19 protein-coding genes are annotated in these 23,757 nt (G+C 72.8%); 11 read left to right on the forward strand and 8 right to left on the reverse strand.

Features of this window, described 5'->3' with window-relative positions:
- Positions 1 to 241: 241 nt before the first annotated feature.
- Both ACFVXK_RS11575 and ACFVXK_RS11580 read left to right on the forward strand, forming a co-directional pair.
- Positions 242 to 2,125, forward strand: a complete 1,884-nt coding sequence (locus ACFVXK_RS11575; RefSeq protein WP_389611309.1) for a C1 family peptidase — start codon at positions 242 to 244, stop codon at positions 2,123 to 2,125.
- A gap of 18 nt (positions 2,126 to 2,143) precedes the next feature.
- Positions 2,144 to 2,494, forward strand: a complete 351-nt coding sequence (locus ACFVXK_RS11580; RefSeq protein WP_389611310.1) for a hypothetical protein — start codon at positions 2,144 to 2,146, stop codon at positions 2,492 to 2,494.
- On the opposite strand, the gene ACFVXK_RS11585 is transcribed toward ACFVXK_RS11580, so the two are convergent.
- The gene (locus ACFVXK_RS11585; protein ID WP_389611311.1) at positions 2,478 to 3,653 is read right to left on the reverse strand and encodes a DUF418 domain-containing protein; all 1,176 of its coding nucleotides are present in this window, start codon (positions 3,651 to 3,653) and stop codon (positions 2,478 to 2,480) included. The two genes, ACFVXK_RS11580 and ACFVXK_RS11585, sit on opposite strands and share 17 nt — an antisense overlap.
- Before the next feature lie 188 nt (positions 3,654 to 3,841).
- Here ACFVXK_RS11585 and ACFVXK_RS11590 point away from each other — a divergent pair, with 188 nt between their 5' ends.
- Positions 3,842 to 4,519, forward strand: coding sequence for a GntR family transcriptional regulator (locus tag ACFVXK_RS11590; protein WP_389611312.1), 678 nt, complete (start codon positions 3,842 to 3,844; stop codon positions 4,517 to 4,519).
- On the forward strand, positions 4,516 to 6,033 hold the full coding sequence (locus ACFVXK_RS11595) for a nitrate/nitrite transporter (RefSeq protein WP_389611313.1): 1,518 nt from the start codon (positions 4,516 to 4,518) through the stop codon (positions 6,031 to 6,033). The genes ACFVXK_RS11590 and ACFVXK_RS11595 overlap by 4 nt, the downstream gene beginning before the upstream one ends.
- Here the strand turns inward: ACFVXK_RS11595 and ACFVXK_RS11600 are convergent.
- Positions 6,023 to 6,850, reverse strand: coding sequence for a maleylpyruvate isomerase family mycothiol-dependent enzyme (locus ACFVXK_RS11600; RefSeq protein ID WP_389611314.1), 828 nt, complete (start codon positions 6,848 to 6,850; stop codon positions 6,023 to 6,025). The two genes, ACFVXK_RS11595 and ACFVXK_RS11600, sit on opposite strands and share 11 nt — an antisense overlap.
- Positions 6,851 to 6,989: 139 nt before the next feature.
- On the opposite strand from ACFVXK_RS11600, the gene ACFVXK_RS11605 reads away from it, so the two are divergent.
- Positions 6,990 to 7,769 carry a carbon-nitrogen family hydrolase gene (locus tag ACFVXK_RS11605; RefSeq protein ID WP_389611315.1) on the forward strand — a complete coding sequence of 260 codons (780 nt, stop codon included), beginning with the start codon at positions 6,990 to 6,992 and terminating at the stop codon, positions 7,767 to 7,769.
- A gap of 59 nt (positions 7,770 to 7,828) precedes the next feature.
- Here the strand turns inward: ACFVXK_RS11605 and ACFVXK_RS11610 are convergent, their stop codons facing one another.
- The gene (locus tag ACFVXK_RS11610) at positions 7,829 to 8,335 is read right to left on the reverse strand and encodes an LURP-one-related/scramblase family protein (RefSeq protein WP_389611316.1); all 507 of its coding nucleotides are present in this window, start codon (positions 8,333 to 8,335) and stop codon (positions 7,829 to 7,831) included.
- A 32-nt stretch (positions 8,336 to 8,367) separates the two neighbouring features.
- Here ACFVXK_RS11610 and ACFVXK_RS11615 point away from each other — a divergent pair, with 32 nt between their 5' ends.
- Together ACFVXK_RS11615 and ACFVXK_RS11620 are read left to right on the forward strand one after the other, a co-directional pair.
- Positions 8,368 to 9,171: a hypothetical protein gene (locus ACFVXK_RS11615; protein WP_389611317.1), complete on the forward strand. Its 804-nt coding sequence runs from the start codon at positions 8,368 to 8,370 to the stop codon at positions 9,169 to 9,171.
- A 34-nt stretch (positions 9,172 to 9,205) separates the two neighbouring features.
- On the forward strand, positions 9,206 to 11,041 hold the full coding sequence (locus ACFVXK_RS11620) for an NHL domain-containing thioredoxin family protein (RefSeq protein WP_389611318.1): 1,836 nt from the start codon (positions 9,206 to 9,208) through the stop codon (positions 11,039 to 11,041).
- Between the two features lie 29 nt (positions 11,042 to 11,070).
- Here the strand turns inward: ACFVXK_RS11620 and ACFVXK_RS11625 are convergent, their stop codons facing one another.
- Positions 11,071 to 12,363, reverse strand: coding sequence for a M18 family aminopeptidase (locus ACFVXK_RS11625; RefSeq protein ID WP_389611319.1), 1,293 nt, complete (start codon positions 12,361 to 12,363; stop codon positions 11,071 to 11,073).
- 146 nt (positions 12,364 to 12,509) lie between these two features.
- Between ACFVXK_RS11625 and ACFVXK_RS11630 the strand changes: the two genes are divergently transcribed.
- Positions 12,510 to 13,727 carry an RNA-guided endonuclease InsQ/TnpB family protein gene (locus ACFVXK_RS11630; RefSeq protein ID WP_389611320.1) on the forward strand — a complete coding sequence of 406 codons (1,218 nt, stop codon included), beginning with the start codon at positions 12,510 to 12,512 and terminating at the stop codon, positions 13,725 to 13,727.
- Positions 13,728 to 13,849: 122 nt separating this feature from the next.
- On the opposite strand, the gene ACFVXK_RS11635 is transcribed toward ACFVXK_RS11630, so the two are convergent.
- Together ACFVXK_RS11635 and ACFVXK_RS11640 are read right to left on the reverse strand one after the other, a co-directional pair.
- The gene (locus ACFVXK_RS11635) at positions 13,850 to 14,587 is read right to left on the reverse strand and encodes a hypothetical protein (RefSeq protein WP_389611321.1); all 738 of its coding nucleotides are present in this window, start codon (positions 14,585 to 14,587) and stop codon (positions 13,850 to 13,852) included.
- Positions 14,588 to 14,758: 171 nt separating this feature from the next.
- Positions 14,759 to 16,585 carry an acyl-CoA dehydrogenase gene (locus ACFVXK_RS11640; protein WP_389611334.1) on the reverse strand — a complete coding sequence of 609 codons (1,827 nt, stop codon included), beginning with the start codon at positions 16,583 to 16,585 and terminating at the stop codon, positions 14,759 to 14,761.
- 176 nt (positions 16,586 to 16,761) lie between these two features.
- Here ACFVXK_RS11640 and ACFVXK_RS11645 point away from each other — a divergent pair, with 176 nt between their 5' ends.
- Together ACFVXK_RS11645 and ACFVXK_RS11650 are read left to right on the forward strand one after the other, a co-directional pair.
- Positions 16,762 to 17,223, forward strand: coding sequence for an SseB family protein (locus ACFVXK_RS11645; protein ID WP_042815576.1), 462 nt, complete (start codon positions 16,762 to 16,764; stop codon positions 17,221 to 17,223).
- Positions 17,224 to 17,343: 120 nt separating this feature from the next.
- The gene (locus tag ACFVXK_RS11650) at positions 17,344 to 18,351 is read left to right on the forward strand and encodes a pirin family protein (RefSeq protein WP_389611322.1); all 1,008 of its coding nucleotides are present in this window, start codon (positions 17,344 to 17,346) and stop codon (positions 18,349 to 18,351) included.
- A gap of 4 nt (positions 18,352 to 18,355) precedes the next feature.
- On the opposite strand, the gene ACFVXK_RS11655 is transcribed toward ACFVXK_RS11650, so the two are convergent.
- A complete protein-coding gene (locus tag ACFVXK_RS11655) occupies positions 18,356 to 19,510 on the reverse strand; it encodes an AI-2E family transporter (protein WP_389611323.1) in 1,155 nt (384 codons plus the stop codon).
- A 36-nt stretch (positions 19,511 to 19,546) separates the two neighbouring features.
- Positions 19,547 to 21,787 (reverse strand): SpoIIE family protein phosphatase, encoded by a 2,241-nt coding sequence (locus ACFVXK_RS11660; RefSeq protein ID WP_389611324.1) that lies wholly within the window; start codon positions 21,785 to 21,787, stop codon positions 19,547 to 19,549.
- A gap of 147 nt (positions 21,788 to 21,934) precedes the next feature.
- Between ACFVXK_RS11660 and aspS the strand changes: the two genes are divergently transcribed.
- Entirely contained in the window at positions 21,935 to 23,752 is a 1,818-nt protein-coding gene (aspS, locus tag ACFVXK_RS11665; RefSeq protein ID WP_389611325.1) for an aspartate--tRNA ligase, read from the forward strand.
- Positions 23,753 to 23,757: the final 5 nt, after the last annotated feature.

Here is a 23,757-nt window from a genome sequence, read left to right on the forward strand (position 1 = left end):
TGCGGGTGGGTGGGGGCGGCCGTGGGGCCGCTGCGCGGAGCCTTCTCCCCGCCCCGCCCTTTCCCCGTGTCTCCCCCGGCTACCGCTGGGAGGTGCCCCCAGGGGCTCCGCCCCGGCCCCCGCGTCCATGCCGGAACCGTACGACCCCCGTGCGTCCGCGCGACCGCGCGGACCCCCTTGACGGGGTCCGGCGCCGGGGAGACGCTCCCCGGGCTCACACACGAGTGGCTGGGGGGCCGTGATGCCGGAGGAGTCTGTCCAGACGGTGGGGGAGCTGCGGGCGCGGCTCGTGGCGCTGGGGGCGCGGTGGTCGGTCGGCGAGCACCTCGCCGACGGGGACCCGCTGCCGAGGCCCGCGCTCGGTCTGGAGCCGGGGCCGAACCTGACGCCCGCCGCGGAGGCGGGAAGGGTCGACCTGCGGGCGCTCGTGGGGAGGGAGAGCGGCAACCCGGACCTGACGCGGCGCAGGGGCGCGCACGGGCTGCTGCCCGGGACGGTCGCGGGGCCGGGGCGGCCGGTGGCCGTGGACTGGCGGAGCCGGTGGGGGTGGCCGTGGCTGACGAAGGTCAAGGACCAGAACCCGTGCGGGTCCTGCTGGGCGTTCGGGGCGGCGGGGCTGGTCGAGTCGATGGCCCGGATCGAGCACGACGTGTGGGCGCAGCGCTCCGAGGGCGACGTCCACGACGGGCTGAAGTGCACCTGCGGGCAGAGCGGCAACCCGGAGACCGCCCTGGACTGGATCAGGGACAACGGGGGCCTCGCCGACCCCGGTTGCTGGCCGTACAGCACCCCGCCGCCCGGCCTGCCCGCCGAGCGGCGCGACGCCTGGCGGGCCGAGTACACGCCCAGCTGGGACCGTTCGGGACGGACCGTGCGGATCACCGACTACGTGCGCCTCGGCGACGTCGAGCAGCAGAAGGTCTGGCTGGACACGGTCGGACCGCTGACCGCCTGCTTCGACGTGTACGACGACTTCTTCGCGCTCGGCGCCGGGGTCTACCACCGCACCAGTGACCGGCTCGCCGGCGGGCACTGCGTGCTGGTCGTCGGCTACGACGACGCGGCCGGCTGCTGGCTGTTCAAGAACTCCTGGGGCACCGGTTACCACGTCGGCGGCTACGGCCGGATCGCGTACGGCGAGGTCAACATCGACTACTGGGCCAAGTGCGGCCTGCGCGGAACCAACATCGACCCCTGGAGCAAGCGCCGCCTGCACGCGGGCAGCGTCTACGAGAGCGGCAACGGCCGGGCCCACCGCAACTTCGAGATGGCCGCGACCGCCGGCGGCGGCCACCTGCGGCACTGGTGGCGCGAGGGCGACGCCCCCTACGCCTGGGCGGGCGCCGAGACCTTCGCCAGCGACGCCTCGGGGCAGCCCGCCTTCACCGGCACCACCTACAACCGGAACATGGAGACCCTGCACGTCACCACGGGCGGCCGGCTCCGCCACTGGTACTACGAGCAGGCCGTCGGCGTCTGGCGCGACGGCGGAGCCTTCGGCCCGGGCGACGCGGCCATCGGCTCGACCCCCGCGTTCATCCAGAGCGACTACGGCCAGCCGGGCAACTTCGAGGTGGTCGTCCGCACCGCCGACGGCCGCCTCAACCACTGGTGGCGGATCAACGGCGCCCCCTGGACCTGGAACGACGGCGGCCGCTTCGCCTCCGGCATCGCCCACTACGGCCCCGCCCTCGTCCAGACCCGCGCCCGCACCCTCGACCTGGTCGCCGCCCGCACCGACGGCCGGATGCAGCTGTGGTGGCGCGACGACCCGAACGGCTTCGCCTGGAAGCCCGGGGAGGTCTTCGGCAGCGGGGCGACCTCCGCGCCCTGCATGATCGAGGGCCAGTACGGGGCGGCGGACGAGGACACCGCCGGGAACTACGAACTGTGCGTGGCCGTCGCCGGCGGGCGGGTCGAGCACTGGTGGCGGGGCAACGCCGCCGGGGCGCCGTGGGCGCGCGGCGCCGTGTTCGGGCACGACGTGCTGGCCGTGACCGGGATGCTCCAGGGCAGCTTCGGGTTCAACCTGGAAGTCGTCGTCCTGCGCACCGACCGCCTGCTCCAGCACTACTGGCGGGACGGGGCGGGATGGCACGAGGGGGCCGTCATCGGCCCGGTGTGAAACCAGGAGGTCCCACGGGTGGAGGTGCGCAGGATCGTCCTCGGCGCCGGAGAGGCGTACGCGCTGCGGCTGGCCGGCCGCGGGGCGCGCGGGTACGTGTGGACCTGGCATGTCTCCGGGAACGCCGACGCCGTCACCGTGCGCGAGACCGGGTCCGGGCGGGCGGCGCGGGCGCTGCCCGGGGAGGTGGTGGAGCGGACGTACGAGGTCCTCGGCCGGAGCCCGGGCGGGCGGGCCCGGATCCGGTTCGCGCAGGTCCGGCCGCCCTACCCGCAGGAGGCCCCGTACGACGAGTTCGTGCTGGACGTGGAGGTGGTGGAGGACGCGGGGGACGCGGCGGCCGCCGGGGCCGTCACCGGCGGGGGCTGAGCACCCGGTGCTGCACGGCCTCCAGCGGGCCCCGGTCGAAGCGGCGCAGCCACAGCGAGGAGGCGGCCACCAGGGTCAGGGACACCGCCGCCCACAGGCCCATCACCGACCAGGGGCCGGAGCCGGCCATCCGCTCGGCCAGGCCGAGCCCGATCCCGTAGCAGAGCAGCACGCACAGCAGGTTCTGGCCGACGTAGCAGGACAGGGCGGTGCGCCCGACGGAGGCCAGGGCGCGGGCCCCGGGGACGGCGCCGCGGTCCAGGGCCCAGCCGATCAGCCCGGCGTAGCCGAGGGCGATCAGCGGGGCGAGGACGTAGCGGCCGAGGAGGAAGAAGTCGTCGCCGCCGAGGGCCGCGGCCGCGCCGAGCGGCAGGCCCAGGCCGAGCCCCCAGGCGGCCAGCCGGGCCCGGATCCGGCGCCCGGCGGAGGTCGGGGCGAAGGCGCCGGCCCGGTACAGGCGGACCCCGAGGAGGAAGAGGAAGACCAGCAGGCCGAAGGTGAAGACGGGCTCGACGCGCAGGGCGAGGGCGTGGTCGAGCCGGAAGCGGATCTGCTCGGCCCAGCCGCCGTGCGCGTACAGCCGGACCGCCTGCGGGTCGGGTGCCCGCGGGCCGGGGTCGGGGGTGAGCAGGCCGCCGAGGGTGACCAGGCCGATCAGGGTCAGGTGGAGTCCGCCCGCCACCCACATGACCACCCGCCGCACCCGCTCGGAGCGGGCCAGCAGCCAGGCCGTCAGCAGGGCCGTGACGGCGTACCCCATCAGCACGTCCCAGGCGAAGAGGAGGACGAAGTGGAGGGTCCCCTCCAGGAAGAGGAACGCGGCCCGCCGCGGGTAGCGGCCGGGCCACCGCTCGCCCCGGCGGGCGGCGGAGTCGTACTGGATGGCCAGGCCGACCCCGAACAGGACGGTCAGGAGGGAGAGGAACTTCCCGTCGGCGAGGAAGCGGAAGAGGGCCTCGGCGGCGGTGGCGGCCGAGAGGTCCGTGAGCGGGTCGGGCACGTGGAGACCGCCCTGGGCCACGCTCCACTCCGAGCCGGGGGAGGTGAAGATCCAGACGTTGGTCATGAGCGTGCCGAGGATGGCGGCGCCGCGCAGGACGTCGAGGAGCGGGAGCCGGGTCGCGGTCACCCCGGGGGCGACGAGGGTGGTGTGGGCCATTCCCCCAGCCTTCCGGCGGGCCGGGCCCGCCACGTCCTGCCGCCGGACGAAGCCGCGCTACATCCTTCGGCGGAGCGGCGGGCGGACGCGCTCCGCAGCGCGGGCGAGGTCCGCATCGTGGGCGGGGTCGGGGTCCGCATCGTGGACGGAGGAGGCGTGTGTATCCCTCACGTATCTATCCTGTGCGCATGCCAGCCTCCGCCACGCCGCCCGCCACCGCCACCGCCACCCAGGCCCCCACCGCCGCCGAACGCGTCTACCGGCACGTCAAGCAGGGCGTGCTCGACCGCCGTTACGAGGGCGGGGTGCTCCTCACCGAGGGCGAGCTCGCCGTGGCCGTCGGCGTCTCCCGGACCCCGGTGCGCGAGGCGCTGCTGCGGCTGGAGACCGAGGGGCTGCTGAAGCTGTACCCGAAGAAGGGCGCGCTGGTGCTGCCGGTCTCCGCGCAGGAGATCGCCGATGTGGTGGAAACCCGGCTGCTGGTCGAGGAGTTCACCGTGCGCAAGGCCGTCCCGGCCCCGCCGGCGCTGCTGGAGCGGCTCACGGACCTGCTGGCGGAGCTGCGGCGGCACGCGGCCGCCGGCGACCTCGCCGCGATGATGGCCGCCGACCGCTGCTTCCACGCCGAGATCGTCCGGGGCGCCGGGAACCAGATCCTCTCCCGCCTCTACGACCAGCTCCGCGACCGCCAGCTGCGCATGGGCGTGGCCCTGCTGCACGCGCACCCCGACCGGGTGGAGCGCACCCTCGCCGAGCACGCCGAGATCCTGGACGCGCTGCGCGCCGGGGACCGGGAGGCCGCCGCGGCCGCCGTGCGGGGGCACATCGGGCGGGTCGAGGCGCTGGTGCGGGGGGCGGACCGATGAGCGCCGCCGCTCCCGGCTCCCCTGCTTCCCCCGCTTCCCCCTCGGCCGTCCCGGCCGCTCCCGGCTCCCCCGCCTCCCCCGCTTCCCCCTCGGCCGCCTTGGCCGCCCCCGCCGCCCCCGCCGCCCCGGCCGTCCCGTCCGCCCCCGCCGCCCCGGCCGTCCCGTCCGTCCCCGCCGCCCCGTCCGTCCCCGCCGCCGTCCAGGACCCGCCCGGCGGGCGCCGGGCCGTGGCCGTCTGGTCGATCGGCGTCGCCGTCTACTTCGTCGCCGTGATCTTCCGTACCAGCCTGGGCGTGGCCGGGCTGGAGGCCGCCGACCGCTTCCACGTCAACGCCTCCGCGCTGTCGACGTTCTCCCTCCTCCAGCTCCTGGTCTACGCGGGCATGCAGGTCCCGGTCGGGCTGATGGTGGACCGGCTCGGCACCAAGAAGGTGCTGACGCTGGGCGCCGTCCTGTTCACCGCCGGGCAGGTCGGCTTCGCGCTCTCGCCGACCTACGCGATGGCGCTGGCCGCCCGCGCCCTGCTGGGCTGCGGCGACGCGATGACCTTCATCTCCGTGCTGCGGCTCGGCACCCGCTGGTTCCCCGCCCGGCGCGGGCCGCTCATGGCGCAGCTGGCCGGGCTGGTGGGGATGGCGGGCAACCTCGTCTCCACGCTCGTCCTGGCGCCCGTGCTGCACGGCGCCGGCTGGGTGCCCGCCTTCGCGGGCAGCGCGGTGGCGGGGCTGGTGGTCCTGGTCCCGCTCACGCTGTTCCTGCGCGACCACCCCGAGGGGTACGCCCTGCCGCCCGCGCCCTCGGGCGGCGGCGGGTTCGTCCGCCGCCAGATACGCGACTCCTGGCGGGAGCCCGGTACCCGGCTGGGGCTGTGGGTGCACTTCACGACGCAGTTCCCGGCCATGGTGTTCCTGCTGCTGTGGGGCATGCCGTTCCTGGTCGAGGCGCAGGGCCTGGACCGGACGACCGCCGCCGGGCTGCTCACCCTGATCGTCGCCGCCAACATGGGCTGGGGCCTGGTCTACGGGCAGGTCATCGGCCGCCGCCCGGCCGCGCGGCTGCCGCTCGCCCTGGGCACGGTCGGCGTCACCGCGCTGCTGTGGGCCTCCGTGCTGCTCTACCCGGGGGCGCACGCCCCGATGTGGCTGCTGGGCACCCTGTGCGTGGTGCTGGGCACCTGCGGGCCGGCCTCGATGATCGGCTTCGACTTCGCCCGCCCGGCCAACCCCGCCGAACGGCAGGGCACCGCCTCCGGGATCACCAACATGGGCGGCTTCCTCGCCTCGATGACCACCCTGCTGGCGGTGGGGGTCCTGCTGGACGCCACCGGGGACGACTACCGGATCGCCTTCGCCTCGGTGTTCGTCGTGGAACTCCTGGGCCTCAGCCAGATCCTGCGCCTGCGCGCGAAGGCCCTCGCGCGGGAGCGGGAACGCGAGCGGGAACGCCCGCTCGCGGTGACCGTCGCCGCCGCGCCCGCCGCTCCCGCCGCCCCGGCCCCTACGGCTACGGCGTGACGGCGAAGTTCGCCAGGATCGCGTCCGCCAGCTCCCGGTCGCCGTCCACCTTCACCCGGTCCGCGACCGTCCGCGGCCGCACCCGGCCCGCGGCGAGGCGGACGTAGGTCTCCCAGTCCAGCGACAGCGACACCGCCGGGCCCAGCGAGGGCGTCGGGTCCAGGGTGGCCCGGCCCGCCGCGTCCACCCGGACGGTCCGCAGGAACTCCAGCTCGCCGTGCACGTCGAGCACCACCGCCGTGTGCGGCGGCGCGCCCGCGCCCTTCGCCACCGCCTTGGGCAGCCCGGACAGCAGGATGTCCCGCGCCACGTGCGCCCCGGGTGCGTCCCAGTTGCCCGGCACGCCCAGCGCCGCCCGCAGGTCCTGCTCGTGGATCCACACGTCGAACGCCCGCAGCCGCATGGAGAGTTCCAGGGGGATCTGGTCGCCCTGCGGTCCGCGCACCAGCGTCGTGGCCGGATCCCGCTTGTCGCTGCGCAGCTGGCGCTGGCGGCGGATGACGGTGTACTCCAGCTCGGAGGTCATCTCCAGGGCGGTGTGGTGCCGGCGTACGTCGACCGGGACCTCCATGTAGCGGGTGAACTCGTCCACCACGTGCCGCAGGTCGCGCGGCAGCGTGTGGATCGGCCGCGGGTCGCCGAGCTGCTCCAGCTCCATGCCGATGACGTGCGAGACCACGTCCCGCACGGACCAGCCCGGGCACGGCGTCGGCTGGTTCCACTGGCCCTCCGTCAGGGGGAGGACCAGCTCGGTTATCGCCTCGATCGAGTGTGTCCACGCGTCGACGTACGGCTCAAGACTGGGATGGACGGTCAACGGGACCCCTCGCTGGCTGTTCAGTGGCGCGTTGTGGACTGTTCCCAAAACTACGCTGCCGATGAGCACCCCGACAGCGCTTTCGTGTGACGATCGTAGGCCTTGACTTGACCGGCTGACATGCCAGGACGGTGGTACTGTGCGCGCCTCGCTGATCCAAATCGCGGTGACCGACGGAGAGTCGGTCGCCTCCCGGCGGTCCCGGGCCGCCGAACTCGTACGGGAGCAGGGCGACTGCGACCTCGTCGTGCTGCCCGAACTGTGGACGGTCGGCGCCTTCGCCTACGAGCAGTTCGAGACGGAGGCCGAGCCGCTGGACGGGCCGACGTACGAGGCCATGTCCAAGGCCGCCCGCGACGCCGGGGTCTGGCTGCACGCCGGCTCGGTCGTGGAGCGCGCGGGCGACGGCTCCCTCTACAACACCGCGCTCGTGCTCTCCCCGTCGGGCGAGCTCGCCGCGACCTACCGCAAGATCCACCGCTTCGGCTTCGACCAGGGCGAGGCGGTGCTGATGTCCGCCGGGGACTCCCTGACGACGGTGGCCCTGCCCGAGCAGACCCTGGGCCTGGCCACCTGCTACGACCTGCGCTTCCCCGAGCTGTTCCGGGGCCTGGTCGACGCGGGCGCCACCACGATGGTCGTCTCGGCCGGCTGGCCGGCCCGGCGGCGCGAACACTGGACCCTGCTGAACCGGGCCCGGGCGGTGGAGGACCAGGCGTACGTCCTGGCCTGCGCGACGGCCGGCACCCACGCGGGCGTCGAGCAGTCCGGGCACAGCCTGGTCGTCGACCCGTGGGGCGAGGTCCTCGCGGAGGCGGGCCCGGGCGAGAGCGTCCTGACGGTGGAGCTCGACCCGGCGAAGGTGGCTGAGACCCGCGACCAGTTCCCGGCCCTCAAGGACCGCACCCTGGGCCGCTGAGTCCCGGCCGGGGGCCGCCGCCGACAGCGGCCCCCGGCCCACCCCCCGGCCCACCCCCCTCACTCCCGCTCCCGCTCCGCCATCCGGATCACGCACACCGCGACCGCGACCATCAGCGCCGCGTCGGCCTCCTCCCGGACCACGTCCACCGCGTACGTCTCCCGGATCCGGTACCACTGGCGCGAGATCAGCGCGAGCAGCTCCCCCTCGTACTCGACCTTGAACTCCCGGTCCAGGATCCGCCCGCTGACGTCGAGCTCCGTCCCCTCGGACATGGTCACGCGGAAGTGGTTGCGCAGCAGCGACAGCCGCTTGCGGCGGATCACCGCGAGCCGCTTCCCGTCCCGTTCGAGGGTCATCGCCTCCGGCAGCCCCGGCAGCCCGAGCGCACCGAACAGCCGCTCCCGCAGGGTGATCAGGACCCGCCCCTGCGGATCCTCCAACTCCAGGGTGTCGCGCAGCCGCAGCGCCTTCCCGTCGACGAGGAAGGCGTGCCGGCCGTCCTCGTCCTCGATCCAGTAGTCGTCCCCGATGGCCAGCATTTTGTCCCGAACGAGGTATTTCATACGGGCATCGCTTCCCGGGATAGGTTGCCGCCATGCCCCTTCTCTACGTGACCGACCTGGCGTACCCGGCGCGCGGGCGCCGCTACGGCGACGAGGACGTCCTCCTCACCTCACGGCTGCGCGAGCACTTCCCCCTCGCCCTGTGCCACCCGCTGGACGCGCGGGCCCTGATGCCCGGCTTCGACGCGGTGATCGTCCGCAACAGCGGACCCGTGCTCCACTACCAGGAGGCCCACGAGGCCTTCCGCGCGGCCGCGCTCGCCTCCGGGACCCGCGTCTACAACCCGCTCACCGGCCGGGGCGACATGGCCGGCAAGCAGTACCTCCTCGACCTGACGGCGGCCGGGTACCCCGTCATCCCGACCGTGGACGACCCGGCGGACCTCCACCTCCTGCCGCCGACGGACACCTACGCCGTCAAGCCCAAGCAGGGCGCCGACTCCATAGGCCTGACCTTCACCGCGACCCCGGCCACCCGCCCCGGCGCGTCCCTCATCCAGCCCCGGATCGACTTCGCCTACGAGGTCTCCTTCTACTTCGTGGACGACGCCTTCCAGTACGCCCTCCACGCCCCCGACCCGGCCCGCCGCTGGGACCTGGTCCCGTACGAGCCCACCCCCGAGGACCTGGCCTTCGCGCGCCGCTTCATCGCCTGGAACACCCTCGACCACGGGATCCAGCGCGTGGACGCCTGCCGCGCCCCGACGGGCGAGCTCCTCCTGGTGGAACTGGAGGACCTCAACCCGTACCTCTCCCTGGACCTCCTGCCGCCCCCCGTCCAGGACACCTTCGTCGAGGCCCTGACCACCTCCCTGGAGGCCTTCCTCGCCGTGTGATCCGCCGTTCACGAGTGGATGGCAAGCTTGAAGGATGAACGATGCTGCCCCGGCGCCCACCCCCGCGCCCGCGCCCCGCCGTGCCCGTGTCCGTGCCCCCGAGCTGATCGGCAAGGGGGGCTGGCTGAACACCGGAGGCAAGGACCTCACCCTCGCCGACCTGCGAGGACGGATCGTCGTCCTGGACTTCTGGACCTTCTGCTGCATCAACTGCCTGCACGTCCTGGACGAGCTGCGCGAGCTGGAGGAGAAGCACCGCGACACCGTGGTGATCATCGGCGTGCACTCGCCGAAGTTCGTCCACGAGGCCGAGCACGCCGCCGTCGTCGACGCCGTCGAGCGGTACGAGGTGCACCACCCCGTGCTCGACGACCCCGAGCTCGCCACCTGGAAGCAGTACGCCGTGCGGGCCTGGCCCACGCTCGTGGTGATCGACCCCGAGGGGTACGTCGTCGCCCAGCACGCCGGCGAGGGGCACGCGCACGCCATCGCCCGGCTCGTGGAGGAGCTGGAGGCCGAGCACGGGGCCAAGGGGACGCTGCGCCGCGGGGACGGGCCCTACGTGGCGCCCGAGCCCGTCGCCACCGACCTGCGCTTCCCCGGGAAGGCGGTCGTGCTGCCCTCCGGGAACCTGCTCGTCTCCGACTCCACGCGCCACCAGCTGGTGGAGCTCGCCGCCGACGGGGAGAGCGTCGTGCGGCGGATCGGCGGCGGGGAGCGCGGCTTCGGGCCGCAGGCCTTCAGCGAGCCGCAGGGACTGGCGCTGCTGCCCGACGGGCGGGTCGTGGTCGCCGACACCGTCAACCACGCGCTGCGGGTCTTCGACCCCGCCACGGGCGCGGTGGAGACCGTCGCCGGGACCGGGCGGCAGTGGTGGCAGGGGTCCCCGACCTCCGGGCCGGCCCTGGAGGTGGACCTGTCCTCGCCGTGGGACGTGGCCTGGTGGCAGGGCCGGGTGTGGATCGCCATGGCCGGCGTGCACCAGCTGTGGACCTGGGACCCGGAGGCGGGCACCGTCGCCGTCGCCGCCGGGACCACCAACGAGGGGCTGGTCGACGGTCCCGCCGCCGAGGCCTGGTTCGCCCAGCCGTCCGGGCTCGCGGCCGCCGGCGACCGGCTGTGGGTCGCCGACTCCGAGACCAGCGCGCTGCGGTACGTCGAGGCGGGCGAGGACGGCTACGTCGTCCGCTCCGCCGTCGGCACCGGCCTGTTCGACTTCGGCCACCGGGACGGCGACGCCGCCCAGGCCCTGCTCCAGCACCCGCTCGGGGTGACCGCCCTGCCCGACGGCTCGGTCGCGGTCTGCGACACCTACAACCACGCCCTGCGCCGCTACGACCCCGCCACCGGCCAGGTCACCACCCTCGCCACCGACCTGCGCGAGCCCAGTGCCGCCGTCCTCGTCGGCGAGGACATCGTGGTCGTGGAGTCCGCCCGGCACCGGCTGACCCGGCTGCGGCTTCCGGAGGAGGCCGTACGGGTCGACGCGGTCGCCCACCGTACGCAGCGGGCCGCCACCGAGGTGGCCCCGGGCACGCTCCGCCTGGACGTGGTCTTCCAGGCCCCGGCGGGCCAGAAGCTGGACACCCGTTACGGCCCCTCCACCCGCCTGCTGGTCTCCTCGACCCCGCCGGAGCTCCTGGCGGCGGGCGAGGGCCAGGGCACGGACCTGTTCCGGGACCTGGAGCTGAACCCCGAGGTCACCGAAGGGGTGCTGCACGTCTCGGCGATGGCCGCGTCCTGCGACGACGACCCGGCGAACGAATACCCGGCCTGCCACGTCCACCAGCAGGACTGGGGCGTCCCGGTCACCGTCACCCCCACCGGCACCGCCCGCCTGCCGCTGGTACTGGCAGGCATGGACGGCTGAGGAACCCCGGGCGGGTCCTTCCTGGGGGCTCAGCCCTCCAGGAAGGACAGCAGGGCGTTCGCGAGGAGGAACGGGTCGTCGGAGCCGCAGAGTTCGCGGGCCGAGTGCATCGAGAGGATCGCCACGCCGATGTCGACCGTCTGGATGCCGTGGCGGGCCGCGGTGATCGGGCCGATGGTCGTGCCGCACGGCATGGAGTTGTTGGAGACGAACGTCTGCCACGGCACCCCGGCCCGCTCGCAGGCCGCGGCGAAGACCGCCCGGCCGCTGCCGTCGGTGGCGTAGCGCTGGTTGACGTTGACCTTCAGGATGGGGCCGCCGTTGGCGCGCGGGTGGTGCGAAGGGTCGTGCCGTTCCGCGTAGTTGGGGTGGACGGCGTGCCCGGTGTCGGAGGAGAGGCAGATGGTGCCGGCGAAGGCGCGGGCCTTGTCCTCGTAGCTGCCGCCCCGTGAGAAGACTGAACGTTCCAGCACGTTGCCCAGGAGCGGGCCGTCCGCGCCGGTGTCCGACTGGGAGCCGTTCTCCTCGTGGTCGAAGGCGGCCAGCACCGGGATGTGGTCCAGCTTGTCGGAGGCGGAGACTGCGGCGAGGGCGGCCACGCCCGCGTGCACCGACAGGAGGTTGTCCATGCGGGGGCCGGCGAGGAGTTCGCGGTCGCGGCCGAGGTAGGCGGGCGGCTCGATCGAGTGGACCATCAGGTCCCAGCCCGCCACCGAGCCCTGGGGCAGGCCCTCTTCCTCCTCCAGGAAGGCGATCAGGTCGCCCTCGCGGGCCTCGCCCAGGCCCCAGATCGGCTGCATGTGCCGCTGCTTGTCCAGCTTGAGGCCGTCGGTGTTGACGGACCGGTCCAGGTGCACGGCGAGCTGGGGGACGCGCAGCAGCGGGCGGTCGACGTTGACGAGCCGGTCGGTGCCGTCCCGCAGCGAGAGCCGGCCCGCCAGGCCCAGGTCGCGGTCGAGCCAGGTGTTGAGCAGGGTCCCGCCGTAGATCTCCACGGCGACCTGCCGCCAGCCCTGCGAGCCCGTGTCGGGGACGGGCTTGACGCGGAGGTTGGGGGAGTCGGTGTGCGCCCCGATGATCCGGAAGGGGGTGTGCGCGGCCGCGCCCTCGGGCACGTACCAGGCGATGAGCGCGCCGCCGCGCAGGACGAACCGGCCTCCCGTGCCCGAGTCCCAGGCGTCCGATTCCGACAACTGCCTGAAGCCTGCCTTCTCCAGCCGCTCGGCCGCGTTGGCCACAGCGTGGTACGGCGACGGACTGGCCGTCAGGAAGGTCATCAGATCGTCGGTGTGGCCGCGGTCGAAGCGGGCGGGAGAGCTCATCTAATTTCCCTTGTGTGGAAGCCCCCGGCTTCAGCCGGGGGAGGAAAGCCAACCCCGGCCCGGAGCCTCGCTACGGCGGTCTGCCGCTGCGTGAGGCTGTGACCTGTGCTTGTGTTCGGATCGTAACCGCCCCTAGCGTCCGGGGCGTGGGGGTTCCTTCCGTGAAGCGGGCGTTCAAGTACCGCTTCCATCCGACGGACGCGCAGACGGTTGAGCTGTCGCGGACGTTCGGGTGCGTGCGGAAGGTCTACAACCTGGCTCTCGCCGCCCGTACCGAGGCCTGGAAGGCGAGCCGGGAGCGGGTGGGCTACGGGCAGACGTCGGCGCTGCTCACCGCATGGAAGAAGACCGAGGAGCTGGCCTTCCTGGCCGAGGTGTCCTCGGTGCCGTTGCAGCAGGCATTGCGTCACCTGCAGTCGGCGTTCGTGGGGTTCTGGGAGAAGCGGTCGCAGTACCCCCGCTTCAAGTCCAAGCGGAAGTCGCGCGCCTCGGCCGAGTACACCCGCAGCGGGTTCCGCTATGCGGAGGGCCGACTGACGCTGGCGAAGATGGCCGAGCCGCTGGACATCGTGTGGTCCCGTCCCCTGCCACAGGGGGTGCGGCCGTCCACGGTCACGGTCTCCTGCGACAGCGCGGGGCGCTGGTTCGTGTCCCTGCTGTGCGAGGACACACCGGCTCCCCTGCCCGCCACCATCAGCGCCGTCGGCATCGATGCCGGGCTGACGGCCCTGCTCACCCTGTCCACCGGTGAGAAGATCGCCAACCCGAAGCACGAACGCCGGGACCGGGAGCGCCTGGCCCGGGCGCAGCGGGCGCTGTCGCGGAAGGAGAAAGGCAGCAGGAACCGGGCGAAGGCCCGCACCCGGGTGGCCAGGGTCCATGCGCGGATCACCGATCGCCGCAGGGATCACCTGCATCAGCTGACGACTCGTCTCGTGCGCGAAAACCAAACGCTCGTGATCGAGGACCTGACCGTCACCAACATGCTCAGGAACCGCAGGCTGGCGCGCGCCATCAGCGATGCCGCCTGGCGTGAGCTGCGGCAGCTGCTGGAGTACAAGGTGGCTTGGTACGGACGGCGGCTGATCATCGTCGACCGGTGGTTCCCCAGCACTCGACTGTGCTCGGTGTGCGGGACCATCGGCTCCGGGATACCCCTCGATGTCCGCGAGTGGACGTGCGGGAACTGCGGGACCACCCACGACCGGGACGGGAACGCCGCGATCAATCTTCTGGCCGCCGGGCTGGCGGTTGCTGCCTGTGGAGCGGGTGTAAGACCTCATCGGGAGTCCTCCTTTCGGCCGGGGCGGTCCGTGGTGAAGCAGGAAACCTCACCCGTGAGGGTGAGAGCCCCCTCTCGGTAGGAGAGGGGGAGCAAGTCAAGTGGTTCACCTTAACGAGAGTCGTGTTCGTCATGGCCGGACTGCGGCGGATGGCCGCGGGGGTCGGGGGGCCGCGGGTGCGTGGCCCGCGGGCTCCGTGGTCCTCAGCCCGGCGGACGCTCGAATCGGCGCTGCAGCTGCCGGCGCTCGCCCCGGCGGATGCGCGGGAGCATCTCGGGGGTCTGCGGCGGGCGCTGGGCACGTCTTTTGCGTCCGGCGCAGAAGATACAGGCCTCGCCGGGCGGGGCATCGGGGTCGACCGGCGCTCCGGGGTGCTCGGAGCAGCCCGAGGCGCCCCGCGGGCGGGACAGTTCGCGGGCGACGATGAACGCCCGGTGGAGGTCGTCGGCGAGGCGGACGAAATCCTGGTCGGGCGAACCGAGCGTGAGGTGGAAGCGCTGTTCGTCGATGCCGCGCAGGTACCGCCGCAGTACGTCGAGGCTGTACGGGGGGTCGGGTACCGGGTAGCCCAGGCGCCGCTGTTCGACCTGGGCGGCGGGGGCGGCCGGGCGCCCGCCCTGCAGGCGCCGGCCGAGGCGGCGGCGGTCGTTGCAGATGAGGCAGCGGCCCCAGCCCTCGGGTGCCTCGGGGTCGAGGGCGCCGTTGGGGTGCTCGGGGCAGCCGGTGTAGCTCTTGGCGGGGGCGAGGCCGGCGGCCGTCTGGAAGGCCACGTACAGGGCGTCGGCCACCGGGTCGTACTCGGCGGGGTGGGCCCCGTCGTAGAGGTCCTTGATCCGGTCGCCGAGGGCGCCCACGTTGGCCTGGAGCTCCTTGAGGGCGTAGGGGCGCCCGGTGGGGACCGTGTACCCCCTGCCGCCGTGCTGCTGCTCCTGTGGACTCATGCCTACGAGCGTCCCACGAACCGCCGACAACCGGGGTACGCGGGCGCCGTGCCCCCGGACACACCGGCGGCCGGGAGGCGCCGGACCCCGGACACACCGGCGGCCGGACCCTCGACAGGAGAGGTCCGGCCACCGGTGCGTACGTACACCGCGTACGACCAGGGGGCTGCCTTAGAAGGCGGCCTCGTCGAGCTCCATGAGGGAGTTGTCGACGGACTCGGCCAGCGCGCGCTGGACCGAGACGCCCGGCAGGACCTGGGCCGCGTAGAACTTCGCGGCGGCGATCTTGCCGGTGTAGAACGGCACGTCCTTGGCGGAGGCGGTCGCCAGCTTCTCGGCGGCCACGGCGGCGCCCTTGAGCAGCAGGTAACCGACGACCACGTCACCGGAGGCCATCAGCAGGCGGGTGGTGTTCTGGCCGACCTTGTAGATGTTCTTGACGTCCTCGCCGGTGGCGGTGAGGTCGACGATCATCTGGCCGACGATGCCCTCCAGGTCGACGGCGGCCTTGGCCAGCGCGTCGCGGGCCGGGGCCAGCTCCTCGCCGCCCACGCCCTCGGCGAGGAACTTCTTGATCGTCTCGGAGAGGACGTTCAGCGAGGCGCCCTGGTCGCGGACGATCTTGCGGAAGAAGAAGTCCTGGCCCTGGATGGCCGTGGTGCCCTCGTAGAGGGTGTCGATCTTGGCGTCCCGGATGTACTGCTCGATCGGGTACTCCTGCAGGTAACCGGAACCGCCGAAGGTCTGCAGGGACTCGGAGAGCAGCGCGTACGACTTCTCCGAGCCGTAGCCCTTCACGATCGGCAGGAGCAGGTCGTTGAGGCCGATCTCGGCGGAGGCGTCCTCGCCGGCGGCCTCCTTGAGCTGGATCGCGTCCTGGACGGAGGCGGTGTACAGCACGAGGGCGCGCATGCCCTCGGCGTACGCCTTCTGCGTCATGAGCGAGCGGCGCACGTCCGGGTGGTGCGTGATGGTGACCTTGGGCGCGGTCTTGTCCATGAAGTTCGCCAGGTCCGGGCCCTGCACGCGCTCCTTGGCGTACTCCAGCGCGTTGAGGTAGCCGGTGGAGAGGGTGGCGATGGCCTTCGTGCCGACCATCATCCGGGCGAACTCGATGATCATGAACATCTGGCGGATGCCGTCGTGCTTGTCGCCGATCAGCCAGCCCTTGGCGGGGTGCCGGTCGCCGAAGGTCATCTCGCACGTGTTGGAGGCCTTGAGGCCCATCTTGTGCTCGACGTTCGTCGCGTAGACGCCGTTGCGCTCGCCCAGCTCGCCGGTCTCCCAGTCGAAGTGGAACTTCGGGACGAGGAAGAGGGACAGGCCCTTGGTGCCCGGGCCGTGGCCCTCGGGGCGGGCGAGGACGTAGTGGAGGATGTTCTCCTCCATGTCGTGCTCACCGGAGGTGATGAAGCGCTTCACGCCCTCGATGTGCCAGGAGCCGTCCTCCTGCTGCACGGCCTTGGTGCGGCCGGCGCCGACGTCCGAGCCCGCGTCGGGCTCGGTCAGGACCATGGTGGAGCCCCAGCGCTTCTCGACCGCGATCCGGGCGATCTTCTTCTGCGCCTCGTTGCCCTCGGCGTGCAGGATGCCGGCGAACGCCGGGCCGGAGGAGTACATCCAGACGGCCGGGTTCGAGCCGAGCAGCAGCTCCGCGTAGGCCCAGATCAGGGAGCGCGGGGAGGTGGTGCCGCCGATCTCCTCGGGCAGGCCCAGGCGCCAGTACTCCGAGTCCATGAAGGCCTCGTAGGACTTCTTGAAGGAGGCCGGGACCGGGGCGGTGTTGGTGGCCGGGTCGAAGACCGGCGGGTTGCGGTCGGCGTCCGCGAAGGACTCCGCCAGCTCGTTCTCGGCGAGGCGGGTCAGCTCGGACAGGATGCTCTTGGCGGTCTCGGTGTCCATCTCGCCGAACGGGCCGGTGCCGTACAGCTTTTCGCGGCCGAGCACCTCGAAGAGGTTGAACTCGATGTCGCGGAGATTCGACTTGTAGTGCCCCATGGCGACGGCTCCGTTAAGGCTCGGGGAGACAGGTTCCTCGTACATACCAATCGGTAACCTCATGATGCTACCCACCAGTAATAAGGCGCAACCCCTCTGCGGCGACTGTGACCAGCGTCAACCGGGTCCGGCTGGAGGGTGCCTGGGGGCGGGGCCCGCTCGGTAGGCTTCGGCCCATGTACGGCTACGACCAGAACGTGAGCGCGGGGCAGCAGCAGTACGCCGCCCCGCAGCAGATGGCCGGCGGGTACGGCGAGCAGCCGCTCTACCCCGAGCCCTCGCCGCCGTCGCTCGCCGACGCGGTGCGGGCCTTCACCACCGGGTCGCTGTCCGCGGAGGACTTCCAGCAGATCTTCGCGACCTCGAAGGTCTACTGCCCGCGCGGCGAGACGCCCGGGTTCCTGGCCCTGCACAACACGCAGCAGCCGGTCATCCCGATGTTCACCACGCTCAAGGAGCTCCGCCGGTACGCCGGCAAGGAGTCCAAGTACTTCGTGATCACCGGCGCCGAGGTGATCGACCTGCTGCCCACCGGGTACGGCTTCGTCCTCGACATGGAGGGCGACCACCGCATGGTCTTCGACGCCAAGGCCGTGGAGCAGATGGTCGACTTCGCGATGCGCCGTATGTATGGATAGGGCGCACTGAGGCCAGGTCCTGCGCACCCCCCGGGAATGATCCCGGGGGGTGCGCTGTTCTGTGCGGGTGGCAGGAAGTTCGAGATTCAACTAAACTCGTGCCAGAAGGAGGTCCTGACCATGCCCGCAGTGACTGTTGAGAACCCGCTCGCGCTGCCGCGCGTCATCGCTCCCGCCGAAGGTGCCCAGGCCCGACCCGTGCTGGGTGTCGTGGACGCGCCCTCCGGTTTCGAGGGCGAGGGCTTCCCGGTGCGACGCGCCTTCGCGGGGATCAAGTACGACTACCTCGACCCGTTCATCATGATGGACCAGATGGGCGAGGTGGACTACGCGGCCGGCGAGCCCAAGGGCACCCCCTGGCACCCGCACCGCGGCTTCGAGACCGTCACCTACATCATCGACGGCACCTTCATCCACCGTGACTCGCACGGCGGCGGCGGAGTCATCACCAACGGCGACACCCAGTGGATGACGGCGGGCTCCGGCCTGCTGCACATCGAGACCCCGCCCGAGGAACTCGTCATGTCCGGCGGCCTCTTCCACGGCCTCCAGCTGTGGGTGAACCTGCCCGCCAAGGACAAGATGCTCGCGCCGAAGTACCAGGACATCCGCGGCGGCACCGTCAAGCTGCTCGCCTCGCAGGACGGCGGCGCCCTGATCCGCCTGATCGCGGGCGACCTCGCGGGCCACGCCGGCCCCGGCGCCACCCACACCCCGATCACGATGATCCACCTGACCGTCAGCCCGGGTGCCGAGGTCACGCTGCCCTGGCGGTCCGACTTCAACGCCCTCGCCTACGGCCTCGCGGGCAGCGGCGCGGCCGGCGCCGAGCGGCGCCCGTTCAAGCTGGGCCAGACCGTGGTCTTCGGCTCCGGCGACGCCCTGACCATCCGGGCGGACGCCGGGCAGGACTCGCGCAGCGAGAACTTCGAGGTGGTCGTCCTCGGCGGACTGCCGATCCGCGAGCCGATGGCGCACTACGGGCCGTTCGTCATGAACAGCCACGCCGAGCTCCAGCAGGCCTTCGACGACTTCCAGGCCGGCCGCCTGGGCGTCATCCCCAGCACCGACGTGACCGGCCTCGGCCACCGCGGCGCCGGCGAGGCGGAGCCGGAGGAGACCGCCTGATCCCCTAGGTCACGTCCTCCGCGGCCGCGGGGCCCCCGGGTCCCGCGGCGGGAGCGCCGTGGCGGGCGCGGAGTTCCGACAGGACCCCGAAGGCGGCCGCCGTCAGCGGCACCGCCAGCAGCATCCCGAGGATCCCGGCGACGCTCGCCCCGGCGGTGATCGCCAGCATCACCGCCGCCGGGTGCATCTGCACCGTGCGGCTCTGGATCATCGGCTGGAGCACGTGCCCCTCCAGCACCTGCACCGCCAGCACCACCCCCAGCGCCCACAGCCCGATCACCCATCCCCGGTCGGCGAGGGCCACCAGCACGGCCACGGCGCCGGAGATGAAGGCGCCCAGGTACGGGATGTACGCGCCGACGAACACCAGCGCGCCCAGCCCCACCGCCCCCGGCACCCGCAGCACCAGCAGCCCCACGGTGATGCAGACGGCGTCGATCGCGGCGATGAACGTCGTCCCGCGCATGAACCCCTCGACGGCCCCGTAGGCCCGCCGCGCGACCGCCTCGACGGTGTCCCCGGTCGAGCGCGGCGCCAGCGAGCGCAGGGCGCCCGAGGCCCGGTCGGAGTCGCGGAGGAAGAAGAAGATCAGCAGCAGCGCCAGGACGGCGGTCGCGATCATCTCCCCGACCACGCTGATCCCGCTGATCACCCCGGAGGCGGCCGTGCCGCCGAACTTCGAGAGCAGCTCCTTGGCGTTCGCGGCCAGGTCCTGGAGGGAGGTGCCGGCCGCCCCGAAGTGCTCGGCCAGGCTCTGGCCGGCCCGCTTGAGGGCGCCGACGATCTGGTCGCCCGTCTCGATGAGCGCCGTCACGACCACGTACGTCGCCCCGCCGACCACCGCGACCACCCCCAGGCAGGTCAGCGCGGCGGCCAGCGAGCGGTTCAGCCGCATCCGGATCAGCCACCGGTGCAGCGGCCCGAGCAGGGCGGTGCCCAGCAGGGCCAGCAGCACCGGGGTGACGGCCGTCTTGAAGACCACGCAGAGCCAGACGCCGACGGCGGCCACACCGGCCACCAGCAGGACGACGGCGCACCAGGCGGCCAGCCGCCGCGCCGCTTCGGGCAGCAGCGGCCGGGGCCCCGCGGGGGCGCCCTCCGGCGCCGCGCTCGGGCCCGGGGCGGGGTTCGGGGTGGGCTTCGGGGGCGGGGTCGGCATGGCCGGGACCGCCTTTCGGTTACCGGGGCCGGCCGGTCAGTCGGCGGGACCGGGGGCTTCCCGGTCCTCGTCACCGTCCGGCTTGGCCTGCTCGTACAGCTCGAACCAGATCGACTTGCCCTCGCCGCGCGGATCCACGCCCCACGCGTCGGCCAGCATCTCCATCAGCAGCACGCCGCGCCCGCTGGACGCCATCTCGCCCGGGTGGCGCTTGTGCGGCAGCTCGTCGCTCGCGTCGGCCACCTCCACGCGCAGCCGCCGCGCGCCCGGCTCGCCCGCCGCCTCCGCGACCAGCAGCGCGTCCCCGTCCGTGTGGACCAGCACGTTCGTCACCATCTCGGAGACCATCAGCACCGCCGAGTCCACCTGCTCCGCGTCCGCCCAGTCGTGCAGCAGCTCCCGCACCTGCCGGCGGGCGCCCGCGATCCGCGAGGGCTCGGCCTGCGCCACGGTCAGCATCGTGCGCCGGGCGGGCCGTACGGGGTGCTCGACGGAGGTGCCGCAGCCGCAGCTCGGGCTCTCGCGGCACAGCAGCACCACGGCTATGTCGTCCTCGCGGCGGTCGGCCAGCGGGCCCGTGGTGTGGTGCGAGGACGGCCCGTGCACGGCCTGGACCAGCAGGTCGGCGAGGCGCTCCAGGTGGTTGTCCGCGTCCCCGCCGCCCTCGCCGGGAGCGGCGCGGTCGTGGGCGTCGGACTCCAGGATCGCCCGCAGCCGCGCCCAGCCCGTGTCCAGGTCGTGCCCGCCGGTCTCGATCAGCCCGTCGGTGCACAGCATCAGCGTCTCGCCGGGCTCCAGGGCGAAACGGGTCGTGGGGTAGTCGGTGTCGGGGACGATGCCGAGCGGCAGCCCGCCGGCCGTCGGCCGCATCAGCACCGTGCCGTCGGCCATCCGCACCACCGGGTCGGGGTGCCCGGCCCGGGCGATCTCCAGCGTGCCGGTCCGCGGGTCGCACTCCACGTACAGGCAGGTCGCGAACCGGGGGCTGCCGAAGTCCGCGTCGGCGTCCGCGCCGGGACCGGACCCCGCGCCGGGGTCCTCGTCCGGCGCGGGCGCGGAGCACAGCCCGGCCAGGAAGCGGGAGGCGCGCGAGAGCACCGCGTCCGGCCGGTGCCCCTCGGAGGCGTAGGCGCGCACCGCGATGCGCAGCTGGCCCATCAGCCCGGCGGCCCGCACGTCGTGCCCCTGGACGTCGCCGATGACCAGGGCGAAGCGGCCGGAGGGCAGCGGGATCACGTCGTACCAGTCGCCGCCGACCTGGAGCCCGCCGCCGGTGGGGACGTAGCGGGCGGCGATGGTCATGCCGGGGATCTCGGGGCCGAGCTGCGGCATCATCGACCGCTGGAGGCCGGTGGTGAGCTCCCGCTCCGACTCGGCGACCCCGGCCCGCTGGAGGGCCTGGGCGAGCATCCGGGCCACCGTCGTCAGCACGGACCGCTCGTCCGGCGAGAAGGTCACCGGGTGCTTGAACGCCGCCATCCAGGCCCCCATGGTCCGCCCGGCCACGATCAGCGGGAGGAAGGCCCAGGAGGCCCGGTCGAACGGCTGGGCGAGGGGCCAGGTGACGGGGAAGCGCCGTTTGTAGTCCTCCGGCGTGGGGAGGTAGATCGCCCGGCCGGTCCGGACGACCTCGGCCGCCGGGTAGTCGGTGTCCAGGGCCATGTCCGAGAAGGGGCCCTCGTCGCCCGGTGCGTGTCCGTGGTGCCCGATGACGGACAGCTGGTCGCCCGCCATCCCGAAGACCGCCAGCCCGTCCGGGCTGAACCCCGGCATGGACAGCGAGGCGGCCACCCGCAGCACCTCGGCCGTGGAGCGGGCCTCGGCCAGCGCCCGGCCGGCGTCCAGCAGGAAAGCCTCGCGGGAGCGCCGCCAGTCGCCGGTGATGGGGGTGTGCGCGGCCGTGGTGCCGGGCTGGGGTTCGGCGATCTCCTGGATGGTGCCGATCAGCTCGTAGTCGACCCGGCCGTCGGCGGTCCGGTTCTCCAGCGGCTTGGAGCGGCTGCGGACGGTGCGCAGCACCCGCCCGTCCTCGTCCATGATCCGCAGCCGGGCCTCGGCGAGGGTGCCCTCGGCCACGGCGAGGTTCACGATGCCGTTGATCTCGTTCCAGTCGACCGGGTGGAAGCGCGCGCGGGCGGCCGCCTCGGGCAGCACGACGGGCTCGGCGGGCAGCCCGAGGAGCCGGGCGGCCTCGCCGTCGAGGGTGACCGTTCCGGAAGCGTTGTCCCACCGCCACAGGCCGGTCGCGATGGCGGCCAGGACGTCCTCGGTGCGCACCCGGCCATCTTTACAGGTCGCGGGCACGGGGCGCCCGTCCGGCGCCCCGTGCCGCTGCGCTCCGGGCGCGCCCGGTACGTACCGCTGCCGGACGGTAACCTTGGGAGGGTTGAGTCCACCTGGAAAACGCGTAGAACTGGATGACTGATGCATCGGTACAGGTCCCACACGTGCGGCGAGCTCCGTGCCTCCGACGTCGCATCCGACGTCCGGCTGAGCGGCTGGGTGCACAATCGTCGAGACCTGGGCGGCATCCTCTTCATCGATCTGCGTGACCACTACGGCATCACGCAGCTCGTGGCCCGCCCCGGTACCGCGGCGAACGAGGCCCTCGGCAGCGTCACCAAGGAGACCGTCGTCCGCGTCGACGGCAAGGTCGTCTCCCGTGGTGCCGACAACGTCAACCCCGAGCTCGCCACCGGCGAGATCGAGATCGAGGTCACCGAGGTCGAGGTGCTCGGTGCCTCCGCCCCGCTGCCCTTCACGATCAACACCGAGGACGGGGTGAACGAGGAGCGGCGCCTGGAGTACCGCTTCCTCGACCTGCGCCGCGAGCGCATGCACCGCAACATCATGCTGCGCTCGGCCGTGATCGCCTCGATCCGCTCGAAGATGGTGGCCCTCGGCTTCAACGAGATGGCGACCCCGATCCTCACCGCGACCTCCCCCGAGGGCGCCCGTGACTTCGTCGTCCCGTCCCGCCTGAACCCGGGCAAGTTCTACGCCCTGCCGCAGGCCCCGCAGCAGTTCAAGCAGCTGCTGATGATCTCCGGCTTCGACCGGTACTTCCAGATCGCGCCCTGCTTCCGCGACGAGGACGCCCGCGCCGACCGTTCGCCGGGCGAGTTCTACCAGCTCGACGTGGAGATGTCCTTCGTCGAGCAGGAGGACGTCTTCCAGCCGATCGAGCGCCTGATGACCGAGCTGTTCACCGAGTTCGGCGGCGGCCGCGAGGTCACCTCGCCGTTCCCGCGGATCCCGTTCCGCGAGTCGATGCTGAAGTACGGCAACGACAAGCCCGACCTGCGCGCCAAGCTGGAGCTCGTCGACATCTCCGACGTCTTCGAGGGCTCGGAGTTCAAGGCGTTCGCCGGCAAGCACGTGCGTGCGCTGGCCGTCCCGGACACCGCCGACCAGCCGCGCAAGTTCTTCGACGGCCTCGGCGACTACGCGGTCTCGCTGGGCGCGAAGGGCCTGGCCTGGGTGCGCGTGGGCGAGGACGGTTCGCTGACCGGCCCGATCGCCAAGTTCCTCACCGAGGACAACGTCAAGGTCCTCACCGAGCGTCTGGGCCTGGCCGGCGGGCACGCCGTGTTCTTCGGCGCGGGCGAGTTCGACGAGGTCTCGAAGATCATGGGCCCGGTCCGGGTCGAGGCCGCCAAGCGCGCCGGCCACTTCGAGGAGAACGTCTTCCGCTTCTGCTGGATCGTCGACTTCCCGATGTACGAGAAGGACGAGGAGACCGGCAAGATCGACTTCTCCCACAACCCGTTCTCCATGCCGCAGGGCGGCATGAAGGACCTGGAGGAGAAGGACCCGCTCGACATCCTCGCCTGGCAGTACGACATCGTCTGCAACGGCATCGAGCTGTCCTCCGGCGCCATCCGCAACCACGAGCCCGAGGTCATGCTGAAGGCCTTCGAGATCGCCGGTTACGAGGCCGAGACCGTCGAGCGCGAGTTCGCGGGCATGCTGCGCGCGTTCCGCCTCGGCGCCCCGCCGCACGGTGGCATCGCCCCGGGCGTGGACCGCATCGTGATGCTGCTGGCCGACGAGCCGAACATCCGCGAGACCATCGCCTTCCCGCTGAACGGCAACGCCCAGGACCTGATGATGGGCGCGCCCACGGTGCTGGAGGAGAGCCGCCTGCGCGAGCTGAACATCGCGCTGCGCAAGCCGGTCGAGACGAAGGCGGCGGACGCGAAGCCGGTCGCCGAGGCCGTGCACCCGGACGCCGCGCGCTGACGCTG

This window comes from Streptomyces sp. NPDC058157 (genome assembly GCF_042884105.1).
Classification (GTDB): Bacteria; Actinomycetota; Actinomycetes; order Streptomycetales; family Streptomycetaceae; genus Streptomyces.

Bases quoted from the DNA above. Each gene is read 5' to 3' on its own strand.
- aspS (WP_389611325.1), top strand. From the start codon at position 21,935: ATGCATCGGTACAGGTCCCACACGTGCGGCGAGCTCCGTGCCTCCGAC.
- ACFVXK_RS11625 (WP_389611319.1), bottom strand. From the start codon at position 12,363: ATGAGCTCTCCCGCCCGCTTCGACCGCGGCCACACCGACGATCTGATG.
- ACFVXK_RS11635 (WP_389611321.1), bottom strand. From the start codon at position 14,587: ATGAGTCCACAGGAGCAGCAGCACGGCGGCAGGGGGTACACGGTCCCC.
- ACFVXK_RS11615 (WP_389611317.1), top strand. From the start codon at position 8,368: ATGCCCCTTCTCTACGTGACCGACCTGGCGTACCCGGCGCGCGGGCGC.
- ACFVXK_RS11590 (WP_389611312.1), top strand. From the start codon at position 3,842: ATGCCAGCCTCCGCCACGCCGCCCGCCACCGCCACCGCCACCCAGGCC.
- ACFVXK_RS11655 (WP_389611323.1), bottom strand. From the start codon at position 19,510: ATGCCGACCCCGCCCCCGAAGCCCACCCCGAACCCCGCCCCGGGCCCG.
- ACFVXK_RS11650 (WP_389611322.1), top strand. From the start codon at position 17,344: ATGCCCGCAGTGACTGTTGAGAACCCGCTCGCGCTGCCGCGCGTCATC.
- ACFVXK_RS11595 (WP_389611313.1), top strand. From the start codon at position 4,516: ATGAGCGCCGCCGCTCCCGGCTCCCCTGCTTCCCCCGCTTCCCCCTCG.
- ACFVXK_RS11585 (WP_389611311.1), bottom strand. From the start codon at position 3,653: ATGGCCCACACCACCCTCGTCGCCCCCGGGGTGACCGCGACCCGGCTC.
- ACFVXK_RS11645 (WP_042815576.1), top strand. From the start codon at position 16,762: ATGTACGGCTACGACCAGAACGTGAGCGCGGGGCAGCAGCAGTACGCC.
- ACFVXK_RS11640 (WP_389611334.1), bottom strand. From the start codon at position 16,585: ATGGGGCACTACAAGTCGAATCTCCGCGACATCGAGTTCAACCTCTTC.
- ACFVXK_RS11620 (WP_389611318.1), top strand. From the start codon at position 9,206: ATGAACGATGCTGCCCCGGCGCCCACCCCCGCGCCCGCGCCCCGCCGT.
- ACFVXK_RS11610 (WP_389611316.1), bottom strand. From the start codon at position 8,335: ATGAAATACCTCGTTCGGGACAAAATGCTGGCCATCGGGGACGACTAC.
- ACFVXK_RS11575 (WP_389611309.1), top strand. From the start codon at position 242: ATGCCGGAGGAGTCTGTCCAGACGGTGGGGGAGCTGCGGGCGCGGCTC.